This is a genomic window from Acinetobacter beijerinckii CIP 110307, assembly GCF_000369005.1.
In the GTDB taxonomy this organism is placed as follows: Bacteria; Pseudomonadota; Gammaproteobacteria; order Pseudomonadales; family Moraxellaceae; genus Acinetobacter; species Acinetobacter beijerinckii.
The window spans coordinates 580,757-593,232 of sequence record NZ_KB849766.1 but is presented as its reverse complement, the minus strand read 5'-3'; the positions used below and the strand labels follow the sequence as shown (position 1 = coordinate 593,232).

General features: G+C 37.7%; 11 protein-coding genes. 4 read left to right on the top strand and 7 right to left on the bottom strand.

Annotated elements, in window-relative coordinates; genetic code table 11:
• Positions 1-2: 2 nt before the first annotated feature.
• Positions 3-377, bottom strand: coding sequence for a diacylglycerol kinase (locus tag F933_RS15960; protein ID WP_005062886.1), 375 nt, complete (start codon positions 375-377; stop codon positions 3-5).
• 190 nt (positions 378-567) lie between these two features.
• Between F933_RS15960 and F933_RS15955 the strand changes: the two genes are divergently transcribed.
• On the top strand, positions 568-1,635 hold the full coding sequence (locus F933_RS15955; RefSeq protein WP_005062885.1) for a 4-phosphoerythronate dehydrogenase: 1,068 nt from the start codon (positions 568-570) through the stop codon (positions 1,633-1,635).
• Positions 1,632-2,615 (top strand): EF-P lysine aminoacylase EpmA, encoded by a 984-nt coding sequence (epmA, locus tag F933_RS15950; RefSeq protein WP_005062884.1) that lies wholly within the window; start codon positions 1,632-1,634, stop codon positions 2,613-2,615. The genes F933_RS15955 and epmA overlap by 4 nt, the downstream gene beginning before the upstream one ends.
• 20 nt (positions 2,616-2,635) lie before the next feature.
• On the opposite strand, the gene F933_RS15945 is transcribed toward epmA, so the two are convergent.
• From F933_RS15945 to F933_RS15930, 4 genes are all read right to left on the bottom strand, one after another.
• Entirely contained in the window at positions 2,636-3,763 is a 1,128-nt protein-coding gene (locus F933_RS15945; RefSeq protein WP_005062883.1) for a helix-turn-helix transcriptional regulator, read from the bottom strand.
• A 118-nt stretch (positions 3,764-3,881) separates the two neighbouring features.
• Positions 3,882-4,877, bottom strand: coding sequence for an SUMF1/EgtB/PvdO family nonheme iron enzyme (locus F933_RS15940; RefSeq protein WP_005062881.1), 996 nt, complete (start codon positions 4,875-4,877; stop codon positions 3,882-3,884).
• Positions 4,874-6,556 carry an arylsulfatase gene (locus tag F933_RS15935; RefSeq protein ID WP_005062879.1) on the bottom strand — a complete coding sequence of 561 codons (1,683 nt, stop codon included), beginning with the start codon at positions 6,554-6,556 and terminating at the stop codon, positions 4,874-4,876. Before F933_RS15935 ends, F933_RS15940 begins: the two co-directional genes overlap by 4 nt.
• A 130-nt stretch (positions 6,557-6,686) precedes the next feature.
• Positions 6,687-7,304, bottom strand: coding sequence for a rhomboid family intramembrane serine protease (locus tag F933_RS15930; RefSeq protein WP_005062877.1), 618 nt, complete (start codon positions 7,302-7,304; stop codon positions 6,687-6,689).
• A 153-nt stretch (positions 7,305-7,457) separates the two neighbouring features.
• Between F933_RS15930 and nfuA the strand changes: the two genes are divergently transcribed.
• Together nfuA and F933_RS15920 are read left to right on the top strand one after the other, a co-directional pair.
• Entirely contained in the window at positions 7,458-8,096 is a 639-nt protein-coding gene (gene nfuA / locus F933_RS15925) for a Fe-S biogenesis protein NfuA (protein WP_005062874.1), read from the top strand.
• Positions 8,097-8,322: 226 nt separating this feature from the next.
• On the top strand, positions 8,323-10,368 hold the full coding sequence (locus F933_RS15920) for a TonB-dependent receptor domain-containing protein (RefSeq protein ID WP_005062873.1): 2,046 nt from the start codon (positions 8,323-8,325) through the stop codon (positions 10,366-10,368).
• A 34-nt stretch (positions 10,369-10,402) separates the two neighbouring features.
• Here the strand turns inward: F933_RS15920 and F933_RS15915 are convergent, their stop codons facing one another.
• Complete coding sequence (locus F933_RS15915; protein ID WP_005062871.1) at positions 10,403-11,401, bottom strand: hypothetical protein; 999 nt, start codon at positions 11,399-11,401, stop codon at positions 10,403-10,405.
• Between the two features lie 25 nt (positions 11,402-11,426).
• Positions 11,427-12,431: an alpha/beta fold hydrolase gene (locus tag F933_RS15910; RefSeq protein ID WP_005062868.1), complete on the bottom strand. Its 1,005-nt coding sequence runs from the start codon at positions 12,429-12,431 to the stop codon at positions 11,427-11,429.
• Between the last annotated feature and the right edge of the window lie 45 nt (positions 12,432-12,476).

The following is a 12,476-nucleotide window of genomic DNA, read 5'->3' as shown; positions in this document are numbered from 1 at the left end:
CGTTATTTAAGTAAAATAATCATCCAAGTGGAAAAAATAATTGCAAGTGAAACAAATTGAGCGGCACTACCCATATCTTTAGCATTTTTAGAAAGCTGATGTTTTTCTAAGGAAATACGGTCGACAACGGCTTCAATGGCAGAGTTAAACAGCTCAACAATAATTGCCAATAGACAAACAGCAACCATCAATGCTTGTTCAAGTGCAGAGACATGTACAAAAAAACTGGTTGGAATTAAAACAAGATTGAGTAATAAAATTTGTCTAAAAGCGGCTTCATGGTTGAATGCGGCTTTAAATCCAGCGAGAGAATAACCCGTTGCATTAAAAATACGCTTGATACCATTTTTGCCTTTATAGGGAGAGTAAGGCGTCATAACAGAGCTATAAGAAAGAGTATAGGTCTATTATAAAAGTAAAATCCCTACTGAGGATTGGCAATAAGTCGCATGATTACATCAAAGTTGTAATGTTTCTCGCCATTTTAACCGCAACATTCAGATTTGATTTGTCAATTTGTCTGATGCTAAGGATAATAAGCCTAGATCAATTGATGGGATGTACTGCATGAAGATCATCGCAGATGAAAATTTGGCTTTTACCGATTATTTCTTTGCGGAATATGCAGAAATACAGCATCGCGCAGGGCGTACCTTGACTCATGCCGATGTTCAAGATGCGGATGCACTTTTGGTTCGATCTGTCACTAAAGTTAATCATGCTTTAATCGATCAGACTGCAATTCAGTTTGTGGGCAGTGCAACGATTGGTACAGACCATCTCGATATTCAAGCTTTAGAACAACAAAATATTGAATGGAGTAATGCAGCAGGCTGTAATGCGCAAGCCGTAGCCGAATATGTTATTACTGCCTTATTACATTTAGACATTGAATTATTAGATAAAAATAATTCGTTTACTTTAGCGATTGTTGGGTTGGGAAATGTAGGTAAACGATTAGCAAACATGGCACAACTTCTCGGTTGGAATGTGATTGGTTATGATCCTTTTGTACAACTTGATGGTATTGAAAATGTATCGTTTGATGCGATATTAGCACGTGCAGATGCCATATCGATTCATGTGCCGTTAACGTCAACTGATGATCATCCAACACAGCATTTATTCAATGAAGCGACTTTTGCTGCAATGAAAGATTCAACGATTTTGATTAACAGCGCGCGTGGACCAATAGTTCAACAATCTGCATTGATGGCAAATATTAAAAAGACAAAGCGCCAAGTTGTATTAGATGTTTTTGAATTTGAACCTGAAATTCCACAAGATTTATTAGACTTGTTGGCTTTGGCAACACCACATATTGCTGGTTATAGTTTAGAAGGTAAAGCTCGTGGTACACAAATGATCTATGAGGCTTTTTGTCATAAATTCGATTATCAAGCGTCTAAAAAATTCGAAAGCCAATTACCGAGTGTCGAGCAGTATTTCCAACAGCAAGATTTCAAAGAAGTACTTAAGCAACATCTCAAAAATATTTATGATATAGCTAAAGATGATCAGCAGCTAAGAGCATGTATTCTGAACGGCAAAGTTGAGCAGAATGCGTTTGATATTCTTCGAAAGAATTATCCATTACGCCGTGAATGGGCGGCACACGGTGGACCAAAAGCATGAGTCAGAATATGAAAACTTATCAACCTACATGTTCACTTGATGCATTAAAAGCACGTGCCGAGATGTACACAAAAATTCGCCAGTTTTTTGCTGAGAGAAATGTATTAGAGGTTGAAACACCGATTTTATCTCAAGCCGCTGTGACCGATGTTCATTTGGCATCAGTACAAGTACAACGTCATATTCACGGTAAATTAAATACTCAATATTTACAGACTTCACCAGAATTCCCGATGAAACGCTTATTAGCAAGTGGTAGTGGTGCAATTTATCAAATCTGTAAAGTGTTTCGTGATGATGAGCATGGCCGTAAACACAATAGCGAATTTACCATGTTGGAATGGTATCGTCCTGGTTTAGATTTAAAAGGCTTAATGCATGAAACAGCAGAATTACTAGAAGTTTGTTTGGCACATCGCTTTGGTGAAGTTCGTCCTTATATTTTGAGCTATAAACATGCTTTTCAAGATCGATTAGATATTAACCCTTTACAAGCGACTTTAAAGCAACTCAAAGAAACTTCGAATCGAGTTGGTCTTAACCTTGATTTAGGAAATGATCGCTTGGCTTATATGGATTTATTGTTTTCGCATTTTGTAGAGCCGAGTTTAGGTTTTGATGCTCCAGTATTTTTAACTGATTTTCCACCTGAAATGGCATCATTAGCCAAGGTAAAAACAGATGAAGAGGGTGAGCTAGTCGCAGCGCGCTTTGAAGTGTACATTGAAGGATTAGAGCTTGCGAATGCCTATGATGAACTTCTTGATGCCGAAGTATTGGCAGCACGTTTTGATGCGGATAATGCTGAACGTGCTCATAAGGGGTTGCCTGTGATTCCAACAGATCAACATTTATTAGCAGCTTTACCAAATATGCCTGAATGTTCAGGTATTGCACTTGGAATTGATCGTTTACTTATGGTTGCAATGAATAAAATGAAAATTGAACAAGTCATTACTTTCCCTGCTGAAATTGCTTAACACATAGATTTTGAAACTTTTTATAAAAATTGCATCAACAGTTGAATCAATTCAGTTTGTCGATGCGTTTTTGTTTTTTTGAAAATGGATTGCAGGTGTTTCTTTACGGTATCCGCTTGAATTTCATGCGAGCGTGCAATCTCTTTAGTGGTTTTACCTTCGAGTAGTTGTTCACATATTTTGTGTTCGACAGGGGTGAACATAAAAAGTTGTGCATAGACATCTTTTTGATATTTGGGTTTATGTTTTAAACCAGTGAATGTAGCGAGTAAAACGGGGCGTAAACCAAAAATCTTATGGGTTTTCTCGGGACTGAGTAAATCTAAAGTTAAAAATAAATGGTGATCAAACTTGATGATTTTGCTGCGCTCAGTCGAGCTTAAATCGTAATTTTTTTTATAATTACGCTCAAGTTCGATTAAGTGTTGATCAAACTGGCTTTGATTTTTTTCAGTGAAAATGAAACGACGTTGTTTTATTCCGATGTGATCATTTTGTTCTAATAAGCTTTGGGCCTCAGGATTTATTTCCAGAATATCTCCATTTAAGTTAATAAGAGCAATTGGTTGTTTCATTTTCTGAATTAATTGCGAACCAAGTAAAGTCATCGTGGAATATTCAAAATGGTGACGATACTGCTGAATTTTTTGCTGCATGACGGGCAAGATTTCATAGACAGCATGTAACTCCGAGCAGCAAAGAGCACCTCGCTCTGGACTAGTCAAAAAAGCTAAGATCACGCAAACTTTTTGGTCATAGATGATTTGAATTGCTGAACAAAAACGTAAATTAAGCGGCTGTAAAACTTGCTGATAAATCTGAGTTTCTAGGATTTCATCTTCTGAAAAATGTTCAGAGCAATGCATCCAACCATCGACTGGAGCAAGTAAGATTTTCTTTAAACGAGGATCATCATCAATATTTAAACGTATTTGCTTTAATGCGGCTTGTTCAAGTTGATTAGAATCAAAATCTACACCGTGATGAACACTAAAAGAAAGTGCTTGAACTTCGAGATCTACGGCTAAGAGTTGAGAGGCTTGTATGTTGAAACGATGATTCAGTTGTTCTAAGAAATTAACCCAATCATCAGCACACTGGACCTTATTCAAGATTCCTGTAGCTATGTCATATTGGGTTATATTCATTAAAAATCCCTTTAAAATAAATGGAGTATATTTCCATGTAGTTTATATGGGTTTTTTAAAAATAAAATTACTAATTAGATGAAAATATCATTTTTATTGTGATCGAGTGACAAAATACTCATTCTAAGGAGCGTAAGACTGTTCTAAAACCGACGTGGCTTGCTGCTAAGTCAAACTCTTGTGGATAGCGACTACTGTTTCGGTAACGAGCACAAAAGTTTGAGGCACATAAAAAAGATCCACCTTTTAACACATATTGAATAGTAGAATTATTCTGTTGCCGTAATTCAGCATAATTCCCCATATGTTGATCATGTGCGCCGTGATATATCGAAGACGTCCATTCCCAGACATTGCCGATCATATCGTATAAGTTGAATGCGTTAGCAATATAACAGCCCACAGGTGCAACCCCTTTAAAGTGATCTTCACTGGTATTGGTAAATGGAAATTCGCCTTGCCAATAGTTGGCTTGTGAATGCTGATGTGAATCTTTAGGTGCTTGATGTAGCGGCGTATCCGTTTTTGATCCAGCTTTAGCAGCATATTCCCATTCTTGCTCTGTAGGTAAATCCCGACCTAACCAAACCGCATAATGTTCAGCATCATTTTTAGTGACATAACGAACGGGTTCAGAAGGTAGAGGTGCTTGACCTACTTTGCCGTGAGGCGTTTTCCATGTGTAGTTTGCTTTTAGTTGCCACCATTGATTCGGATTACTCACATTAGGAGAAAATACCGCAGCTTGTTTTTGTTTTTCTGCATCAGTAACGTAACCCGTCGCTTTGATGAAGCTAGAAAACTGCGCCACAGTAACTTCAGTTTGGTCGATCCAGAAACCTTCCACCTGCCGTTTTTGTTTGCCGAAGTTTAACTCATCTGGGTAAGCGAGATTAGAACCTAGTTGAAAAGAACCTTTAGGAATCCAAACCATGCCCGCGGTTTTATTTTGTTGCCATGCATCGGGTAGACCTGAATACTGTTGGCATTGCTGCAACGTGCCCAATTGTGCCGCTACAGTATTACGGGGCTTAGTATCATCATCTCCGACCTTATTACAGCCCGTCAGAAGAGACAGACTGCTGAGTGAAACTAAAAAGTAAATCCATTTCATTTAAGGTTGTATTCCTGAACGCCATTTTTTTGCGTGTATTGGTTATATACATCTACAAGTTGTTGCAGTTTTTCAGGATTGTTTTGAGCAAGATTTTGAGTTTCCCCACGATCATTTTTCAGATTATAGAGTTCCCAAGAGCCTGTTCCGAGTTTGGCATTACCTTGTAGTGCGATTTTCCAATCACCTTGACGAGCATATTTACTACCATGTAATTCATCAGCAAAGCTAAAGTTAACTGGACGAATGTTTTGAGCCTTATTCTCAAGTACGGCTTTCCATGAGTAACCGCTTGGTGTATTAATTTGACGACCTTTGTACTGACCTTGTGGTATGGAAATATTGGCATAATCTAAAACGGTTGGGAAAACATCCAGCACAGATGCAAAACCATGATGAGTGGCTCGAGCTTGACTTTGATAAGGGAGTTTTACAATGGCGGGTGCTGTCGTTGCACCTTCGCCCGCTGTATCTTTCCATAAATGAAATGGCGCAGCGCTGACTTCTGCCCAACGTGGTCCAACATAGTGATAAGAGTTCGCTGCACCGACATTACTGATACTGTTATCAAAACCTGATTCTGTTCCATAACTCCCTCGGATAAAGCCTTCTGCACCGTTGTCTGAAACAAAGAAAATTAAAGTGTTGTCATATAAATTATTGCGTTTCAGATATTGAATGATACGACCGATATTGGCATCTAGATTTTCAACCATACCAGCATAGATTTCCATTCTGCGTGCTTCCAGCGCTTTTTGCTCAGTTGAAAGCTCATTCCATTTGCCATATTTTTGTGGTGCGTTTTCAGTAGCAATTGGTTCAGCAGTACTGAAATTGGCGGGAATTAAACCCAGTTGTTTTTGACGCGCAATACGTGCATCACGAATTACGTCATAACCGACATCGTAAACACCACGATAACGGTCACGATATTCGGTAGGAGCTTGTAGCGGCCAATGCGGTGCGGTGTAAGCAGCATAGGCAAAGAATGGTTTACCTGAATTTTTACCTGAATCTAAATAGCTAATCAGTTTGTCAGTAAAATAGTTAGTCGAAAAGAAATCATCAGGTAAGGATGAAATTGGAATTTTTTTGCCATCCTCAGTATATGTTGCATTGCGTTTGTAAGCGTCAGGCGCTTGTTTAAAATGTAAATCAAATCCTTGTAATAAGGTAAATGAATGATCAAAACCTTTGGCATGAGCATTGGTTTCATCCGTTAAGCCTAAGTGCCATTTTCCACTGATATAAGTTCGATAGCCATTGTCTTTCAGCACTTCAGCAATTGATAGAGAACGTTGATTTAGAAAACCCTCATAACCGGGTTGACCCTTCAAATGAGTGGGCGTAAGTTCCGCCATAGCCCCAATACCTGCTAGATGATGATCAGTACCAGAAATCAACTGTGAACGAGTGGGAGAGCAAGTAGGGGCTGTATGATAGTCGGTTAAAATACGACCCTCTTGGGTGAGGGCATCAATATTTGGTGTATTGATTTCACCACCAAAAGCACCTAAGTCTGAATAGCCTAAATCATCCGCCATAATAAATAGAACATTGGGTTGTTTCTTGATTTCACCAACAATATTTGTATTTTCTGAATCATCATTATTACAAGCTGTGAGCGTAAGACTAAATAATGCAAATGAAAGAGTAGAGAGTAGATATTTACGTGGCATTGTAATCGACTTATTTTCTAAAATTTTAGTTAGTTTAGATAGATGATTTTTATGATAAAAATAATTAAAACTTGAATGTTAATCTTAAAAAAAGAAAAGCCCCTAAATCGGGGCTGATGTTTAAAACAATTTAAAAAGGTAGTTTGGTCAATTGATTTAGGAAATGAGGAACAACTCTAGGCTCTAAGATGATGGTCACCACTACGCCATAGGCAGCACCCCAAAGATGCGCACTGTGATTGATATTACTATTGCCTTTTTTCCCTGACCAAATGCTATAAGCCACATATAAAATGGCAAAGATAATTGCAGGAACAGGAATGAAGAAAACAAAAATTAAGTTCCAAGGCTGAAATAGAATATAAGCGAATAACACGCCAGAAACTGCCCCAGAAGCTCCCAAACTCGCCCAACGTGCGTCATGACGATGTTTTAAATAGCTTGGTAAAATAGCAGCAATCAGACCGCCAAGATAAAATAAAACAAAGCCCATATCGTAAAAAAACTGACGATAAAAACTTTCAATGATATTGCCGAAGAAAAACAGCGTAATCATATTGAACAATAAGTGTGTTCCATCGGCATGAATGAAACCATGTGTGATAAAACGATCGTATTGCCCACGTTGCATTGCGGGTGGCCAAAAAATTAAACGATTCATTACTGTTTGATTGGAGAAAGCCAATAAAGAAATCGCAACAGTAATAATGATGATTGTCACAGTGTGACCGAAGGGTAGATGTAACATAAATGTTTTAAATTGATCAGTGTCTAGGCAATAATGCCATTAAAAACTGAATAAACAATCATCTTGCATAGAATTCCTACAAAAATGGTTGATTTTTTTTAATTACCCTCCATCTTCGGTTAATATAACGACATCAGCTTGAGGATTAATGTTATGTCGACTGAGAACACCAATACTGCCGTTGCAGAAGAAATTCCAAACCTTTTGATTACTCCCTCTGCGCAAGAGTATTTAAGCGATTTATTGAACAAGCAAAATACTCCAGGGATTGGCGTTCGTGTTTTTGTAGAACACCCAGGTACACCACGCGCGGAATGCTGTATGGCATATAGCGCACCTGATGAGGTCGTACCGACCGACTACAAACAGGATTATCCAGATTTTCCTGCTTATGTTGATGCGCCATCCATCCCATATCTTCGTGATGCAGTGATTGATTACAATAAAGATCGTTTTGGCGGTCAGTTAACATTTCGTGCTCCAAACTCAAAAGTACCTCGTGTAGGTCCTGATGCGTCGATTGAAGAGCGAATTACTTATATTTTACAATCTGAAATTAATCCAGGTTTAGAAGGCCATGGCGGTAATTGCAGTCTTGTAGAAGTTCAAGATGATCCTGAACATGGTCTTACTGCGGTATTGAAATTTGGTGGCGGATGTCAGGGTTGTTCTGCAATTGATGTCACGTTAAAACAAGGCGTTGAAACAACCTTGCAGCAGCACGTTCCTGAACTTAAACGTGTTGTGGATCAAACGGATCATTCTCAAGCAGAAGGCGCTTATTTTAAATAATTTTCTTGAAATTTATTGTATTTTAAAAGCTCTCTCGGGAGCTTTTTTTATTTTTAAATCTGTATGATTTAGAGCAGTCCATTGTTTCATAACTAAAAATAAGAATTTATAAATGAATACATAAATAATAATAATTATCATTTGTATTGAGTTTTATTATTTTTTTGTTAGACTTTTCATGAATTTTTTAAGCAAATCTTGAAATTTGCCATATTTAGGTGGGAATATGTCCAATAAATTAGCTAGTCAATCTCTCCTCACAATTTCTGTGTTTAGTAGTATGATGGCCGTTGCACATGCAGCAGAAACTCAAACGAATAAAGATGCCGTCCAACTTGAAAAAATTGTTGTGACTGCTAGTAGCCAAGCTGTAGATGTAAAAGATGCACCTGCAAGTATTAGTGTGATTACGCGAGAAGACTTAGAAAAACAACCAGTTAGCAGTATTGGTGAATTATTGAATAAAGTTCCTGGTGTTACAGGTGGAACGAGTCCTAATGGCGACGGTTCAAAAATTAAATTACGTGGTTTACCAGATAATTACACCTTGATCTTAATTGATGGGAAACGTATTGGCTCTTCGCGTGATACCAACTATCGTCCTGATTTAGGCCGTCAGGATTTAAACTGGATTACACCTGAAATGATTGAACGAATTGAAGTGGTACGTGGCCCAATGTCATCACTTTATGGTTCAGATGCGATGGGTGGGGTAATCAACATCATTACCCGTAAGATTCCAACCAAATGGGGCGGGAGCTTAACTCGTAATTATACTGTTCCAACGACTTCCAGGGATTTAGGGCATACTGACCAAATGGGCGTTATGGTGACAGGTCCATTAACTGATAGTTTAGGATTACGTTTAACAGCTGGTCGTACAGAGCGTGAAGCTGATCAGAATATTAAAGCTGGTAAAGGGACTTCTGGATACATTGATGAAAACTATAACGCATTATTGAATTTTAAAATTAATGATAAACATCAAGTTGCTGTTGAAGCGGGAATTTCAACTCAAAAAAATAAGGCAGGATTTGGTGAGGTTGGTGGACGTGGTGGTGCGATTAGTGAGGGAGAGATCTCTTGGGGACCAGACAATTTAGAACATCACACTTATAGTATTTCCCATGATGGGGATTGGGGTTTTGGTAAATCTAAACTATCTGCATATTACAATGATTACGATAGTAGTAATGAGACTGGCATTGCGAAGTCAAATGAAACAATTGTTGAAGGTAATTTGAACATCCCATTCAATGTATTGTTTGAACAATCATTAACGGTTGGTGGGCAGTGGAAGAAAAATGAGTTAACCAATACTCAAACGATTGGAACATCACCAGATGGAAGTTGGGATGGGCAGAAATATTCAGATCCAACTGTTGATAATAAGACTTGGGCAGTTTTCTTGGAAAATAATATAAGTTTATTAGACAACTTAAATTTAACGATTGGTGATCGATTAGACCATGATGATAAATATAGTTCACATCATAGCCCACGAGCTTATCTTGTCTTCCATCCAGTCACTGATTTCACCATTAAAGGTGGGGTTGCAAAAGGTTTCCGTGCACCATCATTAAAAGAAACAACTGCAGGTGCTGCGACTTTTTCTAGAGGAGGTGGTTGTAGTTCTCTAATCCCATTGGGTTATACCACAGGTGGCTGCTACATGGCAGGTAATCCAAATCTACAACCCGAAGAGAGTACCAACTATGAAATTAGCTTTAATTATACGGGCTTTAATGCTGATCTTGGTGTGACGTATTTCCATACTGATTTCAAAGATAAAATTGATTATGCAGCGTTAGATAAAATTAATGGTCGTTGGTATACCCGTTATGAAAATATTGGCAAAGCACGAACGAAAGGTTTAGAGGTTGTTGCAAACTTTCCACTCACAGATACGTTGTATTGGAATAATAATATGACTTATTTCTTTGAGGCAAAAAACTTAGATACTGGTGAAAAGCTAATTACGACACCTAAAATTACAGTGAACTCAGCTTTAAATTGGAAACCAACAGATGCTTTTGCTTTTGAATTCAATGCAAAACATTCAGGGAAGCAATATTTCGGTAATAATATTACAACTAGTAGCCTGCAAAAACCTCATACAATTTTTGGGGTGTCTGCAAACTATAACTACAACGATAATCTTACGTTTAGAACTGGTTTGAGTAATCTATTTGATAAAAGCTTATCAAATGGCGATGATTCATATTTAGTAGAACGTCAACGTGCATTTATTGGCGTAACTATTAAATACTAAGTAAATGAGTTAGAAAGATCATTTAATGATCTTTCTAACTTAGAATACTTTGTATTTTTTCTGAATAATAAAATTTCTCTAAGTGAATACGCGCTCTTTGTCTTAAATACCCAGTTGCTATAACTTGCTTTAGAACAGGTGCTAATAATTGACTCAATTCATTTTGAATCAGGTCTTCATCAATATTTAAATCACGCAATAATAAATCGAATGATCTTTCTTGATTACGTGCATACCAAGCATATACGCCATCGTGTACTTGCTGTTTTAAGTATGGAGTTTGACGAATATGATCCCAAATTTCATGTCCCATGCCGACGGTTTTAGGTAAGTCCTGAACTTCGACATAGTTTTTCAATACTGATAAGGGCATAACTTTGATTTTATGCCAAAGATTTGCTTGGAAATGATAAAGCTTATCATCATTGAAATGTTGACTTAAAACTCGCTCACTCATTTGACTAATTTTTAGAATGTTTTTACGTAGATAATGTGCAATTGTTTCATTCAAGTTGGAATCAGTGACTGACTCTAAAACAGATTTGCCCATTTTCATAAAGTGCCCAACCCCAGGCACACGTTTAGACATCACCGAGTTATCTAAATAATCTTGGATTGAATGTTGAATCAGTTGGGTAATTAGGGCTGAAAAAGCTGGATTATTTACAATGGTTTTAATTAAACGTTCCCTATGAGCGCTTTTACTCGCGACATATTGGGCAATAGAATCAATCGTAAGTACGGGAATCACGTCTTCTATGGTGGTGCTATCATTTAATGGATGGATTAAAGCAAAACGAATATGCTCTGCAATTTGTTCGACTAAAAATGCGCTTGCTGGCGTTGCTAAAATTTGCTTTTCAATTAAATTAAAAATTTGTTCAAATGACCAAATATGTTGCAGTTGTTGTAACCGTAACCAATGATAGAACGCTTTAAATTCAAGTTGAATGGTTTCTGGTTGGGCAAATTCAAGATCGAGAAAATCAAGTTGTGCATCAATCAGCTGTTCTATCATTGGATGTTTAGGCATAAAGACTCAAATTATTGCTTAAATTTTAAGGTGCCGTTGCAGGCTTTTGTGTTTGCACTTTATTCAAGAATGGCAAGTATTGTTGAACCACCAATTGATCTGCTTCTAAAATTGGCATATGGCCAACATTATCTAAGATCACAGGTGCTTGAGCATTCTTCAGCAGAGATTTTAACTCAGGTGCAACTTCAACATTAATAATTTTATCTTGTTTACCCCATAAAATCAGCGTTGGAGCATCAATTGATCTCGCAAGTAATGCAAATGAATCTGGTGTGTAGAGCTTATTCAAGGCAATGATTTGATCAACCATTTTTTGGGTTTGTTCGGATTGGGCGATCATCATTTTTTCTTGCGCTTGCGCAATTTCTTTTGGAATAAATGGTGGGGTATGCATGGCTTGCTGCATTAAGAAATTGAAATCGCCTTTCTTACTTACGATCATATTCTTAACTTGATTTGGGTCTTTTAAATAAGGGGTTGTTGCTGACTTATAAACACCCGCAGCATCAATTAAGAATAGGCTTTTGGTTTCAAATGGATACTGACCGGCATAAAGCATCGCAATAGAGCCACCTAATGAATGCCCTGCAACATGAGCAGGACCCGTTAAGTTCGCAGCTTCAATAAATCGACGTAATTTTTCCGTGACGTTTGGAACCGAGTAATCGAAATCTTTCGGGACTTGAGTCTCTCCACTTGCAGGTAAATCAGGAATGACAACATGATAGTTTGCGGTTAATGCACGAGCCACTCGGTTCCAGTTATCACGGCTACCAGCTAAACCATGGATTAAGACAACAATTGGTTTTCCAGCCTGTCCGCCTTCACTATAAGACCAAGTAATATCACCCACTTTGATTGTTTTACTTTGCAATCCTGCCCAAGCTCGTTCTTGTTGTAACACATTTTGGAAGCTCATCTCGATTTCAGCCGCTTGAGTGGTGCTGATGGCAAAAGTTGCTAGACTAAATGAAAGTAATGTGGCGGTTAATGTTTTACGAATGGGCAAGCTAAATAGAGTAGTCATTGTTCTGTCCTTGATTTATTTTTAAACCAATTGATTATTGTGGAA